The sequence below is a fragment of the Nonomuraea sp. SBT364 genome (assembly GCF_001083785.1).
Taxonomy (GTDB): Bacteria; Actinomycetota; Actinomycetes; order Streptosporangiales; family Streptosporangiaceae; genus Nonomuraea.
In genome coordinates this window covers 1-21075 of the sequence record NZ_LAVL01000144.1, presented here as the reverse complement: position 1 = coordinate 21075, position 21075 = coordinate 1, and the positions used below count along the sequence as shown (strand labels likewise).

The 21075-nt window shown below is 73.8% G+C and carries 23 protein-coding genes and 1 riboswitch; of the genes, 13 read left to right on the top strand and 10 right to left on the bottom strand.

Annotation, left to right across the window (positions count from 1 at the left end):
• Window positions 1-159 precede the first annotated feature (159 nt).
• The 3 genes from ADY59_RS37670 to alc are packed head-to-tail and all read left to right on the top strand — an operon-like array spanning window position 160 to window position 3581.
• Complete coding sequence (locus ADY59_RS37670; RefSeq protein ID WP_231619082.1) at window positions 160-1302, top strand: glycerate kinase; 1143 nt, start codon at window positions 160-162, stop codon at window positions 1300-1302.
• Window positions 1302-2636, top strand: coding sequence for an allantoinase AllB (gene allB / locus ADY59_RS37665; RefSeq protein WP_049573001.1), 1335 nt, complete (start codon window positions 1302-1304; stop codon window positions 2634-2636). The genes ADY59_RS37670 and allB overlap by 1 nt, the downstream gene beginning before the upstream one ends.
• Complete coding sequence (gene alc / locus ADY59_RS37660) at window positions 2637-3581, top strand: allantoicase (protein WP_049572998.1); 945 nt, start codon at window positions 2637-2639, stop codon at window positions 3579-3581. It abuts the gene before it with no gap.
• A 3-nt stretch (window positions 3582-3584) separates the two neighbouring features.
• Here alc and pknB read toward each other — a convergent pair whose 3' ends face one another.
• The 4 genes from pknB to ADY59_RS37640 all read right to left on the bottom strand — a co-directional run bounded on the left by pknB (window position 3585) and on the right by ADY59_RS37640 (window position 7802).
• Window positions 3585-5504, bottom strand: a complete 1920-nt coding sequence (pknB, locus tag ADY59_RS37655; protein WP_049572996.1) for a Stk1 family PASTA domain-containing Ser/Thr kinase — start codon at window positions 5502-5504, stop codon at window positions 3585-3587.
• 156 nt (window positions 5505-5660) lie between these two features.
• Window positions 5661-6416 (bottom strand): thiazole synthase, encoded by a 756-nt coding sequence (locus tag ADY59_RS37650; RefSeq protein WP_082310710.1) that lies wholly within the window; start codon window positions 6414-6416, stop codon window positions 5661-5663.
• On the bottom strand, window positions 6409-6609 hold the full coding sequence (gene thiS / locus ADY59_RS37645; RefSeq protein ID WP_049572994.1) for a sulfur carrier protein ThiS: 201 nt from the start codon (window positions 6607-6609) through the stop codon (window positions 6409-6411). Before thiS ends, ADY59_RS37650 begins: the two co-directional genes overlap by 8 nt.
• The gene (locus ADY59_RS37640) at window positions 6606-7802 is read right to left on the bottom strand and encodes an FAD-dependent oxidoreductase (protein WP_053175514.1); all 1197 of its coding nucleotides are present in this window, start codon (window positions 7800-7802) and stop codon (window positions 6606-6608) included. The genes thiS and ADY59_RS37640 overlap by 4 nt, the downstream gene beginning before the upstream one ends.
• Window positions 7792-7908, bottom strand: a riboswitch (TPP riboswitch). It overlaps the preceding gene by 11 nt.
• A gap of 59 nt (window positions 7909-7967) precedes the next feature.
• On the opposite strand from ADY59_RS37640, the gene ADY59_RS37635 reads away from it, so the two are divergent.
• Genes ADY59_RS37635 through thiE form a run of 3 tightly spaced genes read left to right on the top strand, consistent with a single transcriptional unit; the run spans window position 7968 to window position 10158 of the window.
• The gene (locus tag ADY59_RS37635) at window positions 7968-9131 is read left to right on the top strand and encodes an NAD(P)/FAD-dependent oxidoreductase (RefSeq protein ID WP_049572989.1); all 1164 of its coding nucleotides are present in this window, start codon (window positions 7968-7970) and stop codon (window positions 9129-9131) included.
• Window positions 9132-9161: 30 nt separating this feature from the next.
• The gene (locus ADY59_RS37630; RefSeq protein ID WP_049572987.1) at window positions 9162-9536 is read left to right on the top strand and encodes an Rv2175c family DNA-binding protein; all 375 of its coding nucleotides are present in this window, start codon (window positions 9162-9164) and stop codon (window positions 9534-9536) included.
• The gene (thiE, locus tag ADY59_RS37625) at window positions 9514-10158 is read left to right on the top strand and encodes a thiamine phosphate synthase (RefSeq protein ID WP_049572984.1); all 645 of its coding nucleotides are present in this window, start codon (window positions 9514-9516) and stop codon (window positions 10156-10158) included. Before ADY59_RS37630 ends, thiE begins: the two co-directional genes overlap by 23 nt.
• Here the strand turns inward: thiE and ADY59_RS37620 are convergent.
• Window positions 10139-11206, bottom strand: coding sequence for a polyprenyl synthetase family protein (locus ADY59_RS37620; RefSeq protein WP_049572981.1), 1068 nt, complete (start codon window positions 11204-11206; stop codon window positions 10139-10141). The two genes, thiE and ADY59_RS37620, sit on opposite strands and share 20 nt — an antisense overlap.
• Window positions 11207-11291: 85 nt before the next feature.
• Between ADY59_RS37620 and metF the strand changes: the two genes are divergently transcribed.
• On the top strand, window positions 11292-12212 hold the full coding sequence (gene metF, locus ADY59_RS37615; RefSeq protein WP_049572978.1) for a methylenetetrahydrofolate reductase [NAD(P)H]: 921 nt from the start codon (window positions 11292-11294) through the stop codon (window positions 12210-12212).
• A gap of 19 nt (window positions 12213-12231) precedes the next feature.
• Window positions 12232-12837, top strand: coding sequence for a mycothiol-dependent nitroreductase Rv2466c family protein (locus ADY59_RS37610; RefSeq protein WP_231619081.1), 606 nt, complete (start codon window positions 12232-12234; stop codon window positions 12835-12837).
• Window positions 12838-13009: 172 nt separating this feature from the next.
• On the opposite strand, the gene ADY59_RS37605 is transcribed toward ADY59_RS37610, so the two are convergent.
• The gene (locus tag ADY59_RS37605) at window positions 13010-13579 is read right to left on the bottom strand and encodes a GNAT family N-acetyltransferase (RefSeq protein WP_049572972.1); all 570 of its coding nucleotides are present in this window, start codon (window positions 13577-13579) and stop codon (window positions 13010-13012) included.
• Between the two features lie 39 nt (window positions 13580-13618).
• Window positions 13619-14095, bottom strand: a complete 477-nt coding sequence (locus ADY59_RS37600; RefSeq protein ID WP_049572969.1) for a YbaK/EbsC family protein — start codon at window positions 14093-14095, stop codon at window positions 13619-13621.
• Window positions 14096-14293: 198 nt separating this feature from the next.
• Between ADY59_RS37600 and ADY59_RS37595 the strand changes: the two genes are divergently transcribed.
• Window positions 14294-14998 (top strand): L,D-transpeptidase family protein, encoded by a 705-nt coding sequence (locus ADY59_RS37595; RefSeq protein ID WP_231619080.1) that lies wholly within the window; start codon window positions 14294-14296, stop codon window positions 14996-14998.
• A 110-nt stretch (window positions 14999-15108) separates the two neighbouring features.
• The gene (locus ADY59_RS37590; RefSeq protein WP_049572965.1) at window positions 15109-16815 is read left to right on the top strand and encodes a hypothetical protein; all 1707 of its coding nucleotides are present in this window, start codon (window positions 15109-15111) and stop codon (window positions 16813-16815) included.
• 1 nt (window position 16816) lies between these two features.
• Here ADY59_RS37590 and ADY59_RS37585 read toward each other — a convergent pair whose 3' ends face one another.
• A complete protein-coding gene (locus tag ADY59_RS37585; protein ID WP_049573004.1) occupies window positions 16817-17434 on the bottom strand; it encodes a TetR/AcrR family transcriptional regulator in 618 nt (205 codons plus the stop codon).
• A gap of 94 nt (window positions 17435-17528) precedes the next feature.
• Between ADY59_RS37585 and ADY59_RS37580 the strand changes: the two genes are divergently transcribed.
• Together ADY59_RS37580 and ADY59_RS37575 are read left to right on the top strand one after the other, a co-directional pair.
• Window positions 17529-18722, top strand: coding sequence for a cytochrome P450 (locus tag ADY59_RS37580; protein WP_049572962.1), 1194 nt, complete (start codon window positions 17529-17531; stop codon window positions 18720-18722).
• A gap of 9 nt (window positions 18723-18731) precedes the next feature.
• Window positions 18732-18923, top strand: coding sequence for a ferredoxin (locus ADY59_RS37575; RefSeq protein WP_049572959.1), 192 nt, complete (start codon window positions 18732-18734; stop codon window positions 18921-18923).
• Window positions 18924-18968: 45 nt separating this feature from the next.
• Here ADY59_RS37575 and ADY59_RS37570 read toward each other — a convergent pair whose 3' ends face one another.
• Both ADY59_RS37570 and ADY59_RS37565 read right to left on the bottom strand, forming a co-directional pair.
• A complete protein-coding gene (locus ADY59_RS37570; RefSeq protein ID WP_231619079.1) occupies window positions 18969-19772 on the bottom strand; it encodes a class I SAM-dependent methyltransferase in 804 nt (267 codons plus the stop codon).
• A gap of 65 nt (window positions 19773-19837) precedes the next feature.
• Window positions 19838-20218, bottom strand: a complete 381-nt coding sequence (locus ADY59_RS37565; protein ID WP_049572958.1) for an SdpI family protein — start codon at window positions 20216-20218, stop codon at window positions 19838-19840.
• Between the two features lie 399 nt (window positions 20219-20617).
• On the opposite strand from ADY59_RS37565, the gene ADY59_RS37560 reads away from it, so the two are divergent.
• Window positions 20618-21064 (top strand): SAV_6107 family HEPN domain-containing protein, encoded by a 447-nt coding sequence (locus ADY59_RS37560; protein ID WP_049572957.1) that lies wholly within the window; start codon window positions 20618-20620, stop codon window positions 21062-21064.
• Window positions 21065-21075: the final 11 nt, after the last annotated feature.

Below are 21075 nucleotides of genomic sequence, written 5' to 3'. Positions count from 1 at the left end.
AGATTTGTAAAAGAGACAGGTTCCGGCGATCGCCGACCCGTACACCCGCCCGTGCCCCCGGGCCGCGCGAGCGCCGGGCGGGTGTGATGATGGGGGATCGCCGGACCGCCTGCCCCCGGCAGGCGAGCCGCTCGTGTCCGTCTCGTGTGGGAGTTCGCAGTGGTTGAGCACGTGCTTGTCGCCCCGGACAAGTTCAAGGGTTCGCTGACGGCGGCCGAGGTCGCCGCCGCCGTGTCGGCCGGACTCGGCGTCCCGGCGGTGGAACTGCCCGTCGCCGACGGCGCCGACGGCACCGTCGAGGCCGCCGTGGCAGGCGGCTTCACCCGGGTGACCGCCCGGGTCACCGGGCCCACCGGTGAGCCCGTCGACGCCTCCTACGGCAGGCGCGGCGACACCGCCGTCATCGAGCTCGCCGAGGCGTCCGGCCTGCGCCGCCTCCCCGGCGGCACCGAGCCGCTGACCGCCACCAGCTACGGCACCGGCGAGCTGATCGCCGACGCCGTCAAGCAGGGCGCCACCCGCCTCGTCCTCGGCCTGGGCGGCAGCGCCTGCACCGACGGGGGAGCCGGGCTGGTCCGGGCGCTCGGCGCGCGCCTGCTCGACGCCGAAGGGCGCGAGCTGGCCGCGGGCGGCGCGGCGCTGCGCGACCTGGACCGGATCGACATGTCCGGCTTCCTGGACCTCTCGGGCGTCGAGGTGGTGGTGGCCAGCGACGTCGACAACCCGCTGCTCGGCCCGCACGGCGCCGCCGCCGTCTACGGGCCGCAGAAGGGCGCCACCCCCGAGCAGGTCACCCTGCTGGAGGGCGCGCTGTCCCGGCTGGCCGCCGTCGCCACCCGCACCCACGGCCTGGTCGGCGCCGTCGAGCACGACGACGTCCCCCGGCCGATGGGCGTCGCCGGGGCGCCGGGCGCCGGGGCCGCCGGTGGCGTGGGCTTCGCCGCGCTCGCCTTCCTGCGCGCCGACGTCCAGCCCGGCATCGACTACCTGCTGGACCTGCTCGGCTTCAACGACCGGGTCGCGGGCGCCCGGCTGGTGATCACCGGCGAGGGGTCGCTGGACGAGCAGACGCTGCGCGGCAAGGCCCCCGCGGGCGTCGCCAGGGCCGCCGCCCGCGCGGGCGTCCCCGTCGTCGCCGTCTGCGGGCGGCGCTCGCTGTCCGACGACGAGCTGCGGGCCGCCGGCTTCGCCGCCGCCTACGCTCTCACCGACCTGGAGCCCGACCCGGACCGCTGCATGGCAGGCGCCGCCCCCCTCCTGCGCCGGCTCGCGGCCCGCCTGGCCGAAGACCACCTCACCTGATGACCCGCCCGGTGACTCCGCCCGCGGCCGCGCCGTACGACCTGGTGGTGCGCTCGCGCAGGGTCGTGACGGCCGAAGGGGAGCGGGCGCTGGCCGTCGCGGTGCGCGGCGGCCGGATCGAGGCGCTGCACCCCTACGACGCCGGCGCGGCGGCGGCCGAGGACATCGACCTGCGCGACCTGGCGCTGCTGCCCGGCCTGGTCGACACGCACGTGCACGTGAACGAGCCGGGCCGCACCCACTGGGAGGGGTTCGCCAGCGCCACCCGGGCGGCCGCCGCCGGAGGCGTCACCACGATCGTCGACATGCCCCTCAACTCGCTGCCGCCCACCGTCGACGCCGCCGCGCTGGCCGCCAAGCGGCGTGCCGCCGAGGGGCGGTGCCACGTGGACGTGGGCTTCTGGGGCGGCGCCGTGCCCGGCAACCTCAAGGACCTGCGGCCGCTGCACGAGCGGGGCGTCCACGGGTTCAAGTGCTTCCTGTCGCCGTCGGGCGTGCCGGAGTTCCCGCCGCTCTCGCCGGGCGAGCTGCGGGAGGTCATGACGGAGATCGCCGGGTTCGGCGGGCTGCTCGTCGTGCACGCCGAGGACCCGGCCCTGCTGACCGAGTGCGCCGGACCGTCCTACCGCGAGTTCCTGGCGTCGCGGCCCGGTGCGGCCGAGCGCAGCGCCGTCGAGCTGGTCGTCCGGCTGGCCGCCGAGACCGGCGCGCGGGCGCACATCCTGCACGTCTCCAGCGCCGAGTGCCTGCCCCCGCTGGAGGCGGCGCGGGCCGCCGGGCTGCCGGTCAGCGCCGAGACCTGCCCGCACTACCTGACGCTCGACGCCGAACGGGTGCCCGAGGGCGGCACCGCCTACAAGTGCTGCCCGCCCATCCGCTCGGCCGCCAACCGCGACCTGCTCTGGGACGGGCTCGCCCGGGGCGTGCTGAGCTGCGTCGTCTCCGACCACTCGCCGTCCGCCGCCGATCTCAAGGTGCCCGACTTCGCCGCCGCGTGGGGCGGCGTCGCCTCACTGCAGCTCGGCCTGCGCGTCGTGTGGACGGAGGCGGCGCGGCGCGGGCACGGGCTCGCCGACGTGGCCCGGTGGATGTCCGAGGGCCCGGCCGCGCTGGCGGGCCTGACCGGCAAGGGCGCCATCACCCCCGGCAACGACGCCGACCTGGTCGCCTTCGACCCGGACGCCGCCGAGCCGGTGGACGCCGCCCGGTTGCACCACCGCCATCCGATCACGCCCTACCACGGTCACGAGCTCAGGGGCGCCGTGCTGACCACCTGGCTGCGCGGCAGGCCCGCCGACGGCGTGCCGTGCGGCACCCTGCTGGGAGGAGCGTAGATGCCGGGCTTCACCGACCTGCCCGACCTCGCCCTGCGCGGTCACGGCGGCGCCGTCGTGGCCGCGAGCGACGAGGCGTTCGCCGAGAAGGAGGCGCTGATCCGGCCCGGCCGTCCCGCCTTCAGGCCCGCCACGTTCGGCGGCAAGGGCCAGGTCTACGACGGCTGGGAGACCCGGCGCCGCCGCGAGCCCGGCCACGACTGGGCCGTGGTGCGCCTCGGCGTCCCCGGCGTGATCAGGGGCGTGGTCGTCGACACCGCCTGGTTCACCGGCAACCACCCGCCGTACGCCTCCGTGGAGGCCGCCGAGGTCGGGGGCCACCCGTCGCCCGCCGAGCTGGCCCGGGCCGAGTGGGTCCCGATCGTGCCCAGGAGCCCGCTCGGCGGCGACGCCGAGCACCTGTTCGCGGTCGCGGACGAGCGCCGTCACACGCACGTGCGGCTGAACATCTTCCCCGACGGCGGCGTCGCCCGGCTGCGGGTGCACGGCGAGCCGCGGGCCGACCTGTCGGTGTACGAGGGGCTCGGGCTCGACCTGGCGGCCATGGCCAACGGCGGGCTGGTCACCGCCTGCTCCGACGCGTTCTACTCGGCCCCGCACCACGTCATCGCCCCCGGCCTGGCCCGCCACCAGGCCGAAGGATGGGAGACGGCGCGCCGCCGCGACGGCGGCAACGACTGGCTCGTCATCCGGCTCGCCGCGCGCGGCCTCGTCAGGCTCGCCGAGATCGACACCACGAACCTGCTGCACAACGCGCCCGCCGCGGTCACGCTCACCGGCCTCGACGGCGACCGCGAGATCGAGCTGCTGCCCAGGACCGCGCTGCGGCCCGACACCCCGCACCGCTTCCGGCTGAGCCACACCGGGCCCGTCGGGCACGTACGGGTCGACATCCACCCCGACGGCGGGCTGGCCAGGGTGCGCCTGCTCGGCACCCTGGCCTGACCCCTAGTGCCACAGGAGCACTTCGGAGTTCGGCGGACGCTCGCTGTTGGGGGCAGGCCGCTGGAAGCGGACCACGCCGCCGCCGCCCAGCGAGCGCACCCGCACCCGGAAGCCCAGCGCCTGCAACTCGTTGCGGGCGTCGTTGACGTTCTTGCCCATCACCTGCGGCACGATGACGAACTGCTGGTCGTCGCGGGCCTCCTGGTCACCGTTGAACCAGTGCCAGAAGTCCGTCTGGCACCGCGCCACCGTGATCATGGCCGGGACGCCCTTGTCGACCTCCGCCTTGGCCTTCGGCGACTGCGCGATCACCGTGCACGGCTCGGCGTCGTCGTCGACCTCGTTGACCTGCACCGGGAAGCCCTGCTGGCCCAGGAACGCGGCGGCCTCGTCCTTCGGCATGCCGTCGACGTCGGGCATCACCAGCCCGGCGCTCACGTACAGGTCGACCTTGGCGCCTTCCTTCACCTTCTCGCCCACCTGCGGGGAGGTGCGGATGACGGAGTTGCGGGCGACCTCCAGGTTCTGCAGGCGCCGGACCTTGCCGACGGTGAGGCCGGCGCTGCCGATCGCGTTGCGGGCGTCCTGCTCGGACAGGCCCTGCACCTTCGGCACCAGCACCCGCAGGGGGCCCAGCGACGGCACGAGCGTGATCGTCTGCCCGGCCTCGACCTCGGTCTTGGCGGCCGGGTCCATCTCCAGCACGAGCCCCTCGGCCACCTTCTCGTCGTGCCTGCCCTCCACGCGCCGCACCTTGAAGCCCTGGTTGCGCGCGTTCTGCTCGGCCACCGCGAGGTTCTTGCCGACCAGGTCGGGCACCACGGCCAGGGTCTTCTGCGAGAAGTACAGGCCGGTGAGCGCCACCGCGACCACCATCACCGTGGCCAGCCCCACCAGGAACCAGTTGGGCCGCAACCCGCCGCCCTTGCCCCGTGCGCGCGGCGGCCGGGGCGGCGGCTCGACCGGCACCTCGGCCCGCGGCTGGATCAGCGTGTGCGCGGGGGCGGCCGGCGGCATCGTGTGCGGCCTGGAGTGCTGCGCGCCGGAGGCCCGCCCGGCCGGCGGCTCGGTCAGCCGGGGCAGCGTCCGGTGCGCCTCGACGGCCGCCACCAGCATCGCGGTCGCGTCGGACGGGCGGTCGTGCGGCTCGCGGGCCGTGGCGTGCGTCACCAGCGTGTCGATCTGCGGCGGCACGTCATGGACCAGCGACGACGGCGCGGGCACCGTGTCGTGGACGTGCCGGTAGGCCACCGACATGGGCGTCTCGCCGTCGTACGGCTGGCGGCCGGTGACCAGCTCGAACAGCATGATGCCCGCCGCGTAGACGTCGCTGCGCACGTCGGCGCCGCCCGTCGTCACCTGCTCGGGCGACATGTAGCCGATCGTGCCGATCATCACGCCGGTGCGCGTCTGGTTGGTCGCCTCGATCGCCCTGGCCAGGCCGAAGTCGACGACCTTGACCCGGCCGTCGGCGGTCAGCAGCACGTTCTCGGGCTTGACGTCGCGATGGACCATCCCGGACTGGTGGGCGGCGCCGAGCGCGGCGAGCACCGGGATCATGATCTCCAGTGCCTCGCGGGCCGGCAGCCGGTCGCGCTCGCGCAGGATGTCGCGCAGCGTCTTGCCCGGCACGTACTCCATCGACAGGTAGACCACGTCGTTGTCGGTGCCCTGGTCGAAGACGTGCACGACGTTGGGGTGGGAGAGGCTGGCCACCGACTTGGCCTCGCCGATGAATCTGCGCACGAACGCCGGGTCCTCGGCGAGCGAGCGGTGCATGACCTTCAGCGCGACGGTCCGGTCCAGCCGGATGTCGAGCGCGAGGTAGACGGTCGCCATGCCGCCCCGGGCGATCCGGGACTCGACGCGGTAGCGTCCATCGAGCAGCCGGCCGACCAACGGGTCGGCAGTCGTCGTGTCCACCCCGCCGAGTTTACGGGCGTTTCGCACCCGGGAGGGCCTGACCATCCGAAACCGATGCCGACCCGTGCCCCGCTCTGTCCCTCGTATGGTCCCTCACGTGCCGCTTCACCGCACCGGTCACGCCGGCCCCGGGCGCGTGGGGCCGGCGCGCGCCCGTCACGGGGTCATCGGGGAGGACGCCTCGGCGTAGCGGCGGCGCGGGATGCGGCCGGCCTGCCGGGCCAGGCGGCCCGCCCGGACGGCCTCGCGCATCGCGGTGGCCATCACGTCGGGCCGCTGGGCCCGCGTCACGGCCGTGGCCAGGAGCACGGCGTCACAGCCCAGCTCCATCGCCAGGGCCGCGTCGCTGGCCGTGCCGATGCCCGCGTCCAGGATGACCGGCACCCCGGCGGCCTCCACGATCAGCTCGATGTTGTGCGGGTTGCGGATGCCCAGCCCGGAGCCGATCGGCGCGCCCAGCGGCATCACCGCCGCGCACCCGGCCTGCTCCAGGCGGCGGGCCAGTGCCGGGTCGTCGCCGATGTACGGCAGCACCGTGAACCCGTCGGCGACCAGCCGCTCGGCCGCGTCGAACGTCTCGATCGGGTCGGGCAGCAGGGTCCGCTCGTCGGCGATGACCTCCAGCTTGACCCAGGCGGTGCCCAGCGCCTCCCTGGCCAGCCGTGCCGTCAGCACCGCGTCGCCCGCGGTGAAACAGCCCGCCGTGTTGGGCAGCACCTTGATGCCGCGCTCGCGCAGCACGTCCAGCACCGAGCCGCGGGCGGCGGGGTCGAGCCGCCGCATCGCCACGGTCGTCAGCTCCGTGCCCGACGCCGCCAGCGCCTGGTCCAGCACCTCCAGCGAGGGCGCGCCGCCGGTGCCCATGATGAGCCGGGAGGAGAACTTCTCCCCGGCGATGATCAGATCATCCACCTTGCACCGCCGTCAGCACCTCCACGCGGTCGCTGTCGCGCAGCGCCGTCGTCTCCCACGAGCCGCGCGTGACCACCTCGTCGTTCACGGCCACCGCCACGCCGGTGGTGGCGGTGGTCAGCGTCTGTACGGCCTGCGCCACGGTCATGCCGTCAGGCACGTCGTGCGGGCTGCCGTTGATCAGCAGTTTCATGAAATATCCCGAAATCTCGCCGGTGAGCACAGGGACGCGAGGTCGCCCTCCTCGCCCTGCAGGATCGCGGCCGTGAGCGGGGCCATCAGCACCCCGCCCCGGTAGTGCCCGGTGGCCAGCACCAGCCCGGGGGCAGCGCCGGGCCCGATGATCGGCAGGTTGTCCGGCGTCCCCGGACGCAACCCGGCCACCACCTCGGCCACCTCCAGCTCCGTCACCCCCGGGACCAGCTCCCTGGCGTCGCGCAGCAGCTCGTACAGCCCGCCGGCCGTCACCCGGGTGTCGAACCCCAGCTCCTCCTGGGTGGCCCCGACGACCAACTCCCCGTCGCCCCTGGGCACCAGGTAGACCGGGGCGCCGTGCACCATCCCGCGCACGCACCGGCTCAGCAGCGGCACGGGGGAGCGCAGGCGCATGATCTGCCCCTTGACCGGCCGTACGGGCACGTCGGCCAGCCCGGCGCTCCACGCCCCGGCGGCCAGGATCACCCGCTCGGCCCGGATCTCGTCGCCCTGCTCACTGCCCTCCGGCGCCGCCGGGTGGTCTTCCGGGGGCGGCGCGAGGCGTACGCCGGTCACCCGGCCGCCGTCGCGCAGCAACTCGCTCACGCCGGCCCGCACCAGCGGGACGGCGCGCCGCTCCAGCGCGGCGAGCAGGGCGGCGGTGACGCGGCGCGGGTCCACCCAGGCGTCGCCGGGGGCCAGCAGGCCGCCGCGCACCGAGGGCGCCAGCATCGGCTCCAGGCGCCGGCACTCGCGCCCGGTCAGCCGCTCGACCGGCAGTCCCAGCTTCTCCATGAACGCGGCCAGTTCCCCGAGCGCCGCCAGGTCGTCGGCCCCGAACGCCACGTCCAGCGTCCCCTGAGCCCGCAGATCCAGCCCATCCCTGACCGCCGCGGAAACCCCGGCCGGTCCGGCGGCGGGTCCGGCGGCGGGTCCGGCGGCGGGGGTGAGGCCGGCGTCGGCGGTCAGGTCGGCGGCGAAGGCGGGCCAGCGGCGCAGGGAGGCGACGCCGAGCCGCAGGAGGGGCTCCTCGGTGTAGGTCACCTCGCTGACCGGCGCCAGCATGCCGGCCGCCGCGTGCGAGGCGCCGGAGGCCGGGGCCGGGTCGACCACCGTGACGGGCCGGCCCGCGCGGGCCAGCCGCCAGGCGATCGACAGCCCGACGACCCCGCCGCCCACGACCACGTCCATGTCCGCTCCCTTCGCCGGCATGACCCGGATCAGGTGTCTTGCGGTCGAAGGCCCGGTGAAGCCTTCCTCTCAGCCCGGTCACGGCCGGACTCCCGCGCGTCTTACGTCCCACAGCCTACGGCCTCGGTGCCACGTCCCGGCACCGCCCCCGTTATGGTCATGAACGTGAATCGCGTCGTGGTGGTGGGAGCGGGTCTTGCGGGCGTGCGAAGCGTCGAGGCGCTGCGGGCACGGGGGTTCGGCGGCCGGATCACGCTGATCGGCCAGGAGCGGCACCGGCCCTACGACAGGCCGCCGTTGTCGAAGGCGGTGCTGCTCGGCTCCGCCGACTCCAGCTTCGTCGACTCCGACCTGGCGGCGCTGGAGGTCGACTTCCGGCCGGGCGTCTCGGCCAAGTCGCTGCGCGAGGGCGTCGTGGAGACCACCGAGGGCGAGCTCGGCTACGACGGGCTGGTCATCGCGACCGGCGCGGAGCCGATCCCGCTGCCCGGCGACGGCCCGCAGCACGTGCTGCGCACCCTCGACGACTCGCTGGAGCTGCGCGCCCGCCTGGTGCCGGGCGCGCGCGTCGCGGTCATCGGCGCGGGCTGGATCGGCGCGGAGGTGGCCACCGCCGCCCGCCGGGCCGGCTGCGCCGTCACCGTCGTCGAGGCGGGCCCCGCCCCGCTGGCCCAGGCGGTCGGCGCGGAGCTCGGCGCCCGCACCGAGAGCTGGTACGACGGCATCGACCTGCGGCTCGAAACCATGGTCGCGTCGGTCGACGAGGGCGGCGTGGAGCTGGTCGGCGGCGGGTTCGTGGAGGCGCACGTGGTCGTCGCGGGCATCGGCGTCCGCCCGGCCGTGGACTGGCTCGCCGGCGCCGACGTCGACCTGCACAACGGCGTCGTCACCGACGAGCGGCTGCGCACCTCGCTGCCCGGCGTGGTGGCCGTGGGCGACTGCGCCGCCTGGTGGTCGCGCCGCTACGGCACCCGGCTGCGCGTCGAGCACTGGGACACCGCGCTGGGCGCCCCCGAGGTGGCGGCCGCGACCCTGCTGGGCGAGGACGAGGTCTACGACCCGGTCCCGTACTTCTGGTCGGAGCAGTTCGGCCACATGGTCCAGTACGCCGGCCACCATCCGGCAGGCGAGCGGCTGATCTACCGGGGCGGGCCGGAGGGCAAGTGGTCGGCCTGCTGGCTGACCGCGGAGGGGACGCTGGCCGCCGTGCTGGCCGTCGACCGGCCCCGCGACCTCGTGCAGGGCCGCCGGATCATCCAGGCGGGCCGGCGTCTCGACGAGGAACGCCTGGTAGATCCGGACGTTCCCCTACGGGATTGTGTTGTTTGAGCAAGCGCGGCATGTGGTAGTTGTGGTTTCGTGACGCTTTCTGTTGCACAGATCGACCGGGAGACCGACCAGCTCGTTGACGAGTGGCTCACTCTCCCCGAAGTGGCCCAGCGCCTCGACCTCTCGATGGGACGGGCCAAGCAACTCCTCAAGGATCACAAGCTGCTCGGCGTGCGCCGGGGCAGTGGCGGGCCGCAGGTGCCCGCGGTGTTCCTCGACGGAAAGGACGTGATGAAGGGCCTGCCGGGCACGCTGACCGTGCTCCGGGACGCCGGCTACGACGACGTGGAGGCGCTGCGCTGGCTCTTCACCCCCGACGACTCGCTGCCGGGATCGCCCGTCCAGGCGATCAGGGCCGGTCGGCACACCGAGGTCAAGCGCCGTGCCCAAGCCCTCGCTTTCTGAGGCCCGCCTCTACCTGTGCACCGACGGGCGGCGTGACAGGGGCGACCTGGCCGAATTCCTCGACGCGGCGCTGGCCGGCGGCGTGGACATCGTCCAGTTGCGGGAGAAGGGCCTGGAGGCGCGCGAGGAGCTCGCGCTCCTGGAGGTCTTCCGCGACGCCTGCGACCGGCACGGCCGGCTGCTGGCGGTCAACGACCGGGCCGACATCGCCTTCGCCGCCCGGCCAGACGTGCTCCATCTGGGGCAGGACGACCTTCCCGTGACGGTCGCGCGAGAGATGCTCGGCGACGACATCGTCATCGGACGGTCCACCCACTCGACGGCCGAGGCGTCCGCCGCGGCCGTGGAGGAGGGCGTCGACTACTACTGTTGCGGGCCGATCTGGCCCACCCCGACCAAGCCCGGCCGGCACGCGCCCGGCCCGTCGCTGCTCCGGCACGCGGCGGGCCTCGCCGCCGACCGGCCCTGGTTCGGCATCGGCGGCATCGACCTGGCCAACCTGGACGAGGTCATGTCGTACGGGGTCCGCCGGGTGGTGGTGGTGCGCGCCATCACCGACGCCGACGATCCGGGCGCGGCGGCGGCCGAGTTCGCCAAGCGGCTCACGTCCGCCGCGACGTAGCCGCCACGGCGAGCCCGGCCAGCGCGGCACGGGCCTCGGGCGTGATCGGCGCCTGGTCGAGCGAGGCGAGCGCCTCGCCGAGATAGTCGCCGATCATGTCCTCGCACTCCCGCAGCGCGCCCGTGTCCTCGATGATGTCGCGCAGCGCGGCCACGCCCTCCCCGTCGAGCGCGGGGTCGCCGAGCAGGCGGCGCACGGTGCCCGCCTGGTCCGGCGAGGCGGCCGCCAGCGTGCGGGCCACCAGCATCGTCCGCTTGCCCTCGCGCAGGTCGTCGCCGGCCGGCTTGCCGGTGTGGGCGGGGTCGCCGAACACGCCGAGGATGTCGTCGCGCAGCTGGAAGGCGATGCCGACCCGGGTGCCGTAGGTGGTGCACAGCTCGTCCATCCACGGCTCCAGGCCGCCGGAGGCCAGCGCCAGGCCGAGCCGGAGGGGGTGCTCGACGGAGTACTTGCCGCTCTTGTAGAGGGCCACGCGCAGCGCCGACTCGAAGGTGTTCTCGCCGTGCGCCTGCTCCAGCAGGTCCAGGTACTGGCCGCACATGAGCTCGGTGCGCATGTGGTCGTGCACCGGCTGGGCCGCCGCCAGCGCGGGCGCGGGCAGGCCGCTGGTGCGCCACATCTCGCCCGACCAGATCAGCAGCAGGTTGCCCAGCAGGATCGCGGCGCCCTCGCCGAACTGCTCGGCCGAGCCGTGCCAGCCCGACTTCTCGTGCAGCGTCTGGAAGCGGCGGTGCGCGGCCGGCATGCCGCGGCGCAGGTCGCTCTTGTCCATCACGTCGTCGTGCACCAGGGCGCTGGCCTGCAGCAGCTCCAGCGAGGCGGCCGCGGTGAAGATCTCCGGCACGTCGCCGCCGCCGGCCCCGCGCCAGCCCCAGTAGCAGAACGCCGGGCGCAGCCGCTTGCCTCCTGACAGCAGCTCGCCGGCGGCCGTGCGCAGCGGCTCCAGATCGGCGTCGCCGGTGGCGGGCAACTGCCGTTCGACGAACTCCCTGATGCGACGATCCACCTGGGCGCGCAGGTTGTCCATCTTCGCGGCGTCTGTGCTCATGCCTTGAGACTAGTGGCCGGACATATCGGCCATACCGAGCAGGTGGAGAGTCGGTGGCCGGGCGGGCACCGGGTAATCTTGTCGCATGGCGCTTGGTCGACCCTCCGTCCTGCCCGATCGTGTCCCCACCGTCCGCGAGCTGCTCGCCTCGGGTGGCCGGTCGTTCTCCTTCGAGTTCTTCCCGCCGAAGACCGACGAGGGGGAGCGGCAGCTGTGGAAGGCGATCAGAGAGCTGGAGTCGCTGCGGCCGACGTTCGTGTCCGTGACCTACGGCGCGGGCGGCACCACCCGTGACCGCACCGTCGACATCGTCGAGCGGGTCGCGCGCGGCACCACGCTGACGCCCGTCGCCCACTTCACCGCCGTCAACCACTCCGTCCGCGAGCTGCGCCACCTGGTCGGCCGCTTCGCAGACGCCGGGGTGCGCAACATCCTGGCCGTGCGCGGCGACCCGCCCGGCGACCCCACCGCCGAGTGGGTCCAGCACCCCGAGGGCGTCCTCTACGCCGAGGAGCTGGTGCGGCTGATCCGCCAGGCAGGCGACTTCTGCGTGGGCGTGGCCGCCTTCCCCTACAAGCATCCGCGCTCGCCGTCCATCGAGTCCGACACCGAGTTCTTCGTGCGCAAGTGCCGTGCCGGCGCCGACTACGCGATCACGCAGATGTTCTTCCGGGCCGACGACTACCTGCGGCTGCGCGACCGGGTGGCGGCCCGCGGCTGCGACACGCCGATCATCCCGTGCGTGATGCCGGTGACCCAGATGAGCACGATCGCCCGCTCCGAGCAGCTGTCGGGCGCGCCGTTCCCGCCCGACGTGGCGGCCCGCTTCGAGGCCGTCGCCGACGACCCGGCGGCCGTGCGCAGGCTCGGCATCGAGCACGGCGCGGAGATGTGCCAGCGGCTGCTCGACGAGGGCGCGCCGGGCATCCACTTCATCACCTTCAACCGCTCCAGCGCCTCACGCGAGGTGTTCCAGCGGATCGAGCCCGCGCCCGTGCCCGGCTGATCTCCTGTTGACTGGACGGGTGATCGCAGACTTCTGGTTCGACCCGTCCTGTCCCTACACCTGGCTCACCTCCCGCTGGCTCCTGGAGGTCACCCGGGTGCGGCCGGTCGAGGCGCGCTGGCACGTGATGAGCCTGTCGGTGCTCAACGAGGGCCGCGACGGCGACCCCGAGGGCGACCCGGAGGGCTACCTGTGGGTGCCCGCCCGGCTGTGCGCCGCCGTCGCCGATCGCTACGGCTCCGACGCGCTCGGCCGCCTCTACACCGCGCTGTGGACCACCGGCGGCGAGGACCAGGAGTGGCTCGGCGACATGCGGACGGCCCTGCGGGCCGCCGGCCTGCCCGAGGAGCTCGCGGACGCGGCCCTCACCCCCGAGTCCGACGAGCTCGTACGGGCCTCGCACGCGCGGGCGATGGCCGCGATCGGCGGTGAGTCGGGCACCCCGGTCGTCGCCGTGACGGGCGCGGCCGCCGGGGAGCCGGTGGCCTTCTTCGGCCCCGTCGTGTCGCAGGTCCCCACGGGCGAGGCGGCCGGGCGGCTGTGGGACGGCGTGCTGCTGGTGGCCGGCACCCCGCACTTCCACGAGCTCAAGGGCCGCCCGCACGAGGAGCCCCGGCTGTCGTGAGCGTCCCCGCGTCACAGTGCCGTCCATGACGTACGTCCCGTGCGAGGAAGACCGTCACCCGCCCGCAGGGGGATCGGGCGGGTGACGGCAGGGGACCTGCGGTCGGAGAGTAAAGGAACGTGTGCTCTCTGTAATAATCTGTGCCCGTCACCAAGTGCGGTAAAACCTCACGTCAGGCAATGGGCAGGGGGAGCCGGCGAGCCGCGATCGCGTATTCCTCGTGGCCGCCGGGGAAGACGAAGCCGGTCAGCAGATCGGTGAAGCCCATGCTGGCGTAGAGATGCCGGGCCGCGGTCGGCCGGTCGTGCGTCGACAGGACGGCCGTGCGCTCGGGGCGGCCGGCGCACAGCGTGGTGATCATCGCGCGGCCGATGCCCTTGCCCTGGTAGTCGGGGTGCACGTGGATCTCGGCCAGCTCGAACGCGTGCCCCATCCAGGCCTCGGCGAGCCGGTCACCCGCCCGCTCGCGCAGGGCCCGCAGCACGACCTCGTGCCACCACTGGCCCGGCGCGCCGCGGAACCCGTACGCGAACCCGACGACCAGCGGCCTGGCCGAACGGTGCGAATCGTGCCATTCTGCGAAATAACACTGGAAAAAGGGATATGTCCCGTGATTGCGCATTATGGTGGTGCGGCCGGCGATCTGCTCGGCAGGCGGGCGCATGGCGGCGGAGTAGATGTCGATCACCGTGTCCAGCCGTTCGGCGAACTCTGCGGGCCCCGCACCGCGAAACTCGATCACGGTCGAACCTTACTCCGCGCCCGGCGTGCCGTAGCCGGCCTACTCGACGTCGGCAGGCGTGCCGCCGGTGATGCGCACGAGCTCGTCGAACGTCGTCGGGAACACCGTGTGCGGATGGCCGCCGGCGGCCCACACCACCTCGTGCTTGCCCAGCCAGGTGTCGACCAGCGTGCGCACCGGAGCCGGGTGGCCCACGGGCGCCACGCCGCCGATCGGCTGGCCGGTGGCCTCCCTGACGAACTCCGGCGTAGCCCGGCGTACCTTCCGCACCCCGGCCGTGCGCGCGACGAGCTCCACGTCGACCCGGTGCGCGCCGCTGGTCAGAACCAGCAGCGGCGCGCGGTCGGCGTCGAAGATCAGGCTGTTGGCGATCGCGCCGACCTCGCAGCCGAGCTGGGCCGCCGCGGTGGCGGCGGTGGGGGCCTTCTCCGGCAGGACCACGATCTCACCGGCGGCTCCCAGGCTCCGGAGCGCGGCTTCCACGCGTATCGCGTTGGCGGGCAACTTCTCGAGCATGCGCACACTCTAAACAGGTTGACCATCTCTTGACGCTGTCCGGTGGTGGTATAGGGTCCGTTGATTCGTTTGTTAAGGATTCGAGAGGTGATACCGGTGCGGGCTCGACCTGGGGTGGCCGCTCTCCTGACGGCGGGGGCCGTCGCACTCGCCGGATGCGGCACGACGACCACGGCACCCGCCGCTGTGCCTGCTGCTGTGCCTGCTGCTGTGCCCGGCGTGGTGCCCGTCGCCGCCGGGGCCGCCGCCGCTCCCGTCACGGCGCCGGACAAGAAGCTCAAGCTGGGCGCCAAGGGCAAGGAGGTCCTCTGGCTGCAGAAGCGCCTGAAGGAGCTCGGCTACCGCCCCGGCAAGATCGACGGCCGCTACGGCGGCGGCACGCTGGCGGCCGTGTGGGCGTTCCAGAAGGTCAACGGCATCAAGCCGACCAGCACCGTCGGCAAGGCCACCTGGTCCGCGCTGGAGACGCCCGAGGCGCCCAAGATCCTCGCCAGGAACGGCAAGCCGACCCGCGCCGAGGTCAACCTCACCAGCCAGATCCTGGTCCTGTACGTGCGCGGCGAGGTGAAGCTGATCAGCCACATCTCCTCCGGCAGCGGCGTCCCGTACTGCGAGACGAGCGTCTGGCAGGGCAAGGAGCAGCGCTTCTGCGGCTCGGCGACCACCCCGACGGGCACGTACAAGACCACCTGGCGGCGCGACGGCTGGCACAAGTCCTACCTCGGCCAGCTCTACAACCCGATCTTCTTCAACGGCGGCATCGCCTTCCACGGCGCGCTGTCGGTGCCGCTGCAGCCCGCCTCGCACGGCTGCGTCCGCCTGCCGATGAACGTGGCCGAGGAACTGCCCGGCCTGCTCGGCACCGGCGTCCCGGTGCACGTCAGGGGCAAGTTCCGGCGCTGACCGCATAACGTCCGCGTCACCGCTCCGGGTGACGCGGGGGTTATGCGGCTCTTGGTGGACTCTCCTGGCCGACGCCGGGAAGGTCCCGGTGGCGGCACTGGGGGATCTCCGTGCTGTCCACTGTCGTCCTGGAACGGCCGCCGCGTGCCCGCCGGAAGATCGCGCTCCGGGGTCTGCTGATCGCCGGGTTCGCCGCGCAGGTGCTGCTGAGACTCTGGGTGTCGAGATACCACGCGGGGCCGGTGGCCAACCCGGACGAGGCGGGGTATCTCGCCGCGGCGCGCTGGCTGGCCGGCGGGCCCGGCGTCGACTTCAGCGGGACCACGTTCTACCGGGGCGGCTACCCGCTGCTGCTGGCGCCGATCCACTGGGTGACCTCCGATCCCGAAACCGTGTACCGGCTGGTCGTCGTCGCCGGTTCGGTGGCCGCCGCGTCGGCGTTCCCGCTGGCGTACCTGCTGCTGCTGCTGCGGTTCGGGACGGGGCGGCGGGGGGCGGCGGTGCTCGCGTTCGCCGCCGCGCTCGCGCCGCCGGGGCTGCTGTTCTCGGGACTGGCGCTGGCCGACGCGATCCTGCCCAGCCTGCTGCTCGGCTGGCTGATCGCCGTGCACGACCTGGTCCGGTACGGCTCCGCGCGGGCCGGGATGCTGGCCGGCGGGCTCGCCGCCTACGCGATGGCGGTACACCTGCGCGGCACGGTCGTCCTGGCGGTCTTCGCCGTGCTGGCGGCCGGGCTCCTGCTGGTGCGGCGCCGGCCGGGCGTGGCCGCCGGGCTTCGGGCGGCGGCGGTGGCGGCGGTGGTCGTGGCGGCGGTGGTCGCGGTGGCCGGGCAGGGGCTCAACGCGGCGGTCGCCGCGGCGATCTACCCCCGGGGGCCGCGCGACCTGACGGCGCTGGCGGTCTCCCGGTTCACCACGGTGGACGGGCAGGCATGGGCGCTGTCCGGGGCGGCGGGGCAGCTCTGGTACCTGATCTGCGGCACCTGGGGGCTGGCGGGCGTCGGCCTGGCGGGCGCGGCCGTCGTGGCCGTGCGGCGCGGCGGCCCGGTCGCGCACCGGGTGACCGCCGCCGCGCTGCTGGCCGTGACCCTCGGCATCGCCTACGCCTCCTCGGCCGCGCTGCCGGACGAGCACCGCGTCGGCAACTACGCCTACGGGCGCTACCTGTCGTGCGTGGCCGTCGCCTGGCTGCTGGCCGGGCTGGTGGTGCTGGTGCGCGCCCGGCGGGCCACCGCGCTGCGGTACGTGGCCGCGGCCGCCGCGCTGCTGGCCGCCACCGGGGGGATCGCCGCCTGGTACGCGGGGGACCGGCTGCGCCGCTACGCGTTCATCGCCTTCGACTTCCCCGAGACGTCCTTCCTCAGCGGGGTCCGCGACGCGCTCGACATGGCCGGGGCGTCGCGGGCGGCCCTGGTCCTGCTGGCCTGCTTGGCGGCCGCCTGCCTGTTCACCCGCCGCCGGACCCGGATCCTGGTGGCGGTGATCGTGCTGGCGGCGGTGCACACGGCCTTCGCCGCCGACCTCGCCCCGAAGGCGCCGCCCGCCCCGGCGCGCGGCTGGCTGCAGGCGCCGCCTCCCGGCGGCGTCGCGGTCGACACCCGGGTCAGGTGGGGGATCTGGGTGCCGCTGACGCACCGCGTGTGGTGGACGGCCCTGGACATGTACGACGGCCGCCGGCAGGGCCCGCCGCCGGACGCGTGCAGCGCAGTCGTGCCCCCGGGCGCCGGCCCGCCGCCGGCCGGCTGGGCCGCCACGGGCGAGGGCGGCACCGCCCAGGGGTGGACGGCCTGGATCAACCCGTCCTGCCCAGCGAGCTGATTTATGCGGATATTTTCCCCGAGGCGCCGAGCCCGCGCAGGGCGAGCTCGGTGGCCACGGTCATCGCCTCGCGTACCTGCTCGCCCGTGTCGCCCCTGGTAAGGCTGGCCATGGTGGCGAGCTTGACGGCGCCGACCAGCGAGCCGACGGCCGCCGCCGCCTCCACCAGGTCCAGCTCGCCGGCGAAGGCGTCGCACAGCGCCCCGGCGAGCCGCATCTGACTGTCGAACAGCAGGCGCAGGCCCCGCGCCTGCAGCGCCGGGACGCTCATGATCACGTCCATCCGGGCCTTCGCCTCGGTCAGGCTGAAGCTGTCGCCGTCGGCCGTCGACTCCAGGCCGTGCCGGAGCACCCGCACCAGCAGGTCGGCCAGGGTCTCGCCCGGCCGCCGGTCGGCGACCATGGCCAGCAGCTCCTCCATCCGCCCGGCCGAGTCGTGGAAGATCACGTCCTCCTTGCTGGCGAAGTAGCCGAAGAACGTCCGCGTCGACACCTCGGCCTCGGCCGCGATCTCCGCGATCGTCGTCTCCTCGTAGCCCCGCTCGGCGAACAGCCGGATAGCGGCGTCCGCCAGCGCCCGGCGTGTGCGCTGCTTCTTGCGCTCCCGCAGTCCCGACATGAGCGAACTGTACTGCATCTGGTTACATTTTTCATCCGTTGTAAAATTGCATCTGATGCGCTTTTCTGGAGAGGTGAGCCGAGAGGAGAGCCACATGTCCGATCTGACCCTGACCACCGGCCGCGAACGCCCCTTCGACCCGCCGGACGTCTACACGCGCATCCGGCAGCAGGCGGCGGTGCACCGGATGACCTACTCCGACGGTCACGAGGGCTGGCTGGTCACCGGCTACGACGAGGACCGCGCGGTGCTGGCCGATCCGCGCTTCAGCAACCGGCCCGAGCTCATGCACCCGCCGTTCGCCCGGCCCGGCTTCAAGCCGGAGGACACCGGCAGGTTCCGCACGCCGCCCGGCTTCTTCCTGCGCATGGACGAGCCCGAGCACGCCCGCTACCGCAAGCTGCTCACCGGCCAGTTCACGGTGCGCCGGATGAAACTGCTCGAACCGCGCATCCGGGAGATCGCCGAGTCCTGCCTGGACGCCATGGAGAGCGCGCGACGCCCTGCCGACCTGGTGGAGGCCTTCGCGCTGCCCATCCCGTCCCTGGTCATCTGCGAGCTGCTGGGAGTGCCGTACGAGGATCGGGCGCGGTTCCAGGACGAGTCCAGGAAGATGCTGACCCTGGAGTCCAAGGCCGACGACGTGATCGCCGCCCTCGGCCGGATGTCCGCCTACCTGGCCGGCCTGATCACGCGCAAGCGCGCGCGGCCGGCGGACGACCTGCTGAGCGGCCTGGTCGCGGGCGGCGAGCTGAACGACGAGGAACTCACCGGCGTCGCGATCCTGCTGCTGATCGCCGGGCACGAGACCACGGCCAACATGCTCGGGCTCGGCACCTACGCGCTGCTCACCAACCCGGACCAGCTCGCCGCCATGCGCGACGACCCGTCGGTGGTCGACAACGGCGTGGAGGAACTGCTGCGCTACCTCACGATCATCCACCTGGGGCCGGTCCGGGCGGCCCTGGAGGACGTGGAGATCGGGGGACGCCTCATCAGGAAGGGCGACTCGGTGACCCTCCACCTGCCGGTGGTCAACCGCGACCCGGACCGGTTCGCGGATCCCGGGACCCTCGACGTCGCCAGGCCGGTGGGCGGCCACCTGGCCTTCGGTCACGGCATCCACCAGTGCCTCGGCCAGCAGCTCGCCCGGATCGAGATGCGCATCGGCTACGCGGCCCTGCTGCGCCGCTTCCCCGGTCTGCGCCTGGCCGTTCCGCCCGATGAGGTGCCGATGCGGACGGATATGAGCATCTACGGTGTGCACCGCCTGCCCGTGACCTGGTAGGCAGGGAACATGGAGATCAAAGCCGACACCACCGTGTGCATCGGGGCGGGCATGTGCGCGCTCACCGCGCCTCAGGTGTTCGACCAGAGTGAAGACGACGGCACGGTCATGCTGCTGCAGCCCGCACCACCCGCCGACCAGGAGGACGCGGTCCGCCGCGCGGTGACCCTCTGCCCGTCAGGGGCGATCTCGATCGCCTGACGCCCGGTGGCCGCCGCCCCTCACGGAACGGCGGCCACCAGCCTCTCAGCCCGCCGGCACGACCTCGTACACGCGGGTCGTGCCGTACACGCCGTCGCCCCGCCCCCTGCGGGGCGTCACCGTGCGCACGTGGCGGAAGCGGCCGGTGCCGAGCAGGTACGGCTCCTCGACCGGGTTGAAGTAGATCACCGTGATCGGGCGGGGACGGCGGTCGGCCGAGGCGATCACGCCGTCCATGGTGGCCGCGAAGATCTCGCCCCTGAACGGATTGTTCAGGAACACCACGCTGGCGTCGTCCGGGAGCACGAAGTCCAGCACGTCGGAGTTGACGAACTCGACGCTGCCCGCGCGCAGCCGCAGCCGGGTGCCCGCCAGGTTGGCCCGCGCCACCTCGGTGAGCTCCGCCGACAGCTCCACGCCGATCACCCGTCCGAACGGGTAGCGGCTGGCCGCCTCCAGCGCCATCCGGCCCTTGCCCGCGCCGAGGTCCACGAACACGTCGCGGCCGCTCACGTCCTGCTTGGGCAGCGCGCGCAGCAGCGTGCCCCAGTGGGCGGGGGAGTAGTAGACCCGTTCGGGATGGTCGAGCCCGAAGTCCGCCAGATCGGCGAAGTCGGCGGTGCTGACGCCGAAGCGCCGGTCGTACAGCAGCCGCGACAGCCGGTTGCGCACCGAGCGCAGGCTCAGCGGGCCGCCCAGCTGCATCACGTCCTCGCCGAGCTGCAGGCCCGCGTCGAAGGCGAGTGCGGCGGGCGCGCCGATCGCCACCGCGCCGATCAGCAGCGGCACCCGTCCCCGCACCGCGCCGGTGAACCTGGCCAGCGAGCTCGTGTCGTACGCGACGGTCATGGAGGTCTCCTCGGGGGGTGTGGTGCTGTGACGGAGACCGGGGGCCGGTGGCGCTCCCGGTGCGCTCAGGTGCCGGCGGCGCGCTCGCGGTTGACCCGGGCGGCCACCAGGTGCGCCCGCCGGGCGATCAGCAGCAGGCCGCCCACGAGAAGGAGGGCCTGCGCCAGGACGACCGCGACCCCCGCCGGCTCCGGCAGTCCCAGCGCCGCCTCCGCCGCCACGGCGGCGGCGAGCACCCCCGCCATGATCAGCGCCAGCCGCCGCATCGGCGCCCGGGCCCAGGCGTGCGCCGCGTTCCACGCCTCGGGGGAGGCGAGCGTCTCGCGGGTGCGCAGCCCGGCCAGGGAGTTGCGGGTGTCGGCGGCGCCGGACTCGTCGTGGAACGGGATCAGGAGCACGGCCAGGGCCGGAAGGGTGAGGATCGCGGTCATCAGGATGGGGCCCATGCCGGTCATCGTAGCCAGGGCGAGCCGGGCGTCAGGCCCCTGCACGGCGACGTTTCGGCGGCTATTGCGACACGCTGATCGAACCTGTGTTCGTGGAACCGGTTGACACCGAGCGTGATCGAAATTATGTTCGACCTAGTGGCGTGAGGCTCGCGGCTCACGTCCCCGGACCTGGTCGTGGGCCGTCGCTTCCCCCAAGCGGCACCCTCGGCCAGGCTCCACGGGCGAAGGGCGCGTCCTCGTCGTCGGCGGAGACGAGTGGGCGTGTCCTGGCCGGACGGGGAGAGGGGAAGCTCCTCGTCCGGCCGGCCCGGCGGAAATGTCGGTGGGGTCTGCGATTGTTGACCTCACCGGCTGGACGCCGGGGAGTCGCCCCACGACTCGAAGGAGGCGCGCAAGATGGCACCACGGCAGAGAGAAACGCCCGGGCCCCGGCTGTCGCCCGCGGTCCGGGCCCACCTGGCCGACTCGCGTTCCTGCCTGGCCGAAGCGGCCACGGCACGCACACCGGCATCGCGCTACGTCGCCGCCCACCTCGCGGCGCTGCGCGCGGCGGCGGCGATCCTGGCCGCCCGCCCCCGGCCGATGGAAGGCCGCCGGCGTCGCCTGCGCAGCGCGTGGGAGCTGCTGCCCGAGGCCGAGCCCCAGCTCGCCGAGTGGGCGGCCTACTTCTCGGTGAGCGCCGCCAAGCGCGCCGCCGCCGAGGCCGGCATGGTCCGCGGCGTCAGCGCCTCGGACGCCGACGAGCTGCTGGCCGAGGCCGACACCTTCGTCTCCACGGTCGAAGACCTCCTCGGCGTCCCCGCCCAGCCCCAGCTCCCGGTCACCGTCCCCCTGGCCGGCTGACCAGCCACCGG

What these genes read in the sequence shown, in the direction of transcription:
- allB (WP_049573001.1), top strand. Translation starts at nt 1,302, where the DNA reads ATGACCCGCCCGGTGACTCCGCCCGCGGCCGCGCCGTACGACCTGGTG.
- alc (WP_049572998.1), top strand. Translation starts at nt 2,637, where the DNA reads ATGCCGGGCTTCACCGACCTGCCCGACCTCGCCCTGCGCGGTCACGGC.
- thiS (WP_049572994.1), bottom strand. Translation starts at nt 6,609, where the DNA reads ATGAAACTGCTGATCAACGGCAGCCCGCACGACGTGCCTGACGGCATG.
- ADY59_RS37640 (WP_053175514.1), bottom strand. Translation starts at nt 7,802, where the DNA reads ATGGACGTGGTCGTGGGCGGCGGGGTCGTCGGGCTGTCGATCGCCTGG.
- ADY59_RS37620 (WP_049572981.1), bottom strand. Translation starts at nt 11,206, where the DNA reads ATGAGCACAGACGCCGCGAAGATGGACAACCTGCGCGCCCAGGTGGAT.
- metF (WP_049572978.1), top strand. Translation starts at nt 11,292, where the DNA reads ATGGCGCTTGGTCGACCCTCCGTCCTGCCCGATCGTGTCCCCACCGTC.
- ADY59_RS37600 (WP_049572969.1), bottom strand. Translation starts at nt 14,095, where the DNA reads ATGCTCGAGAAGTTGCCCGCCAACGCGATACGCGTGGAAGCCGCGCTC.
- ADY59_RS37585 (WP_049573004.1), bottom strand. Translation starts at nt 17,434, where the DNA reads ATGTCGGGACTGCGGGAGCGCAAGAAGCAGCGCACACGCCGGGCGCTG.
- ADY59_RS37580 (WP_049572962.1), top strand. Translation starts at nt 17,529, where the DNA reads ATGTCCGATCTGACCCTGACCACCGGCCGCGAACGCCCCTTCGACCCG.
- ADY59_RS37575 (WP_049572959.1), top strand. Translation starts at nt 18,732, where the DNA reads ATGGAGATCAAAGCCGACACCACCGTGTGCATCGGGGCGGGCATGTGC.
- ADY59_RS37570 (WP_231619079.1), bottom strand. Translation starts at nt 19,772, where the DNA reads ATGACCGTCGCGTACGACACGAGCTCGCTGGCCAGGTTCACCGGCGCG.
- ADY59_RS37565 (WP_049572958.1), bottom strand. Translation starts at nt 20,218, where the DNA reads ATGGGCCCCATCCTGATGACCGCGATCCTCACCCTTCCGGCCCTGGCC.
- ADY59_RS37560 (WP_049572957.1), top strand. Translation starts at nt 20,618, where the DNA reads ATGGCACCACGGCAGAGAGAAACGCCCGGGCCCCGGCTGTCGCCCGCG.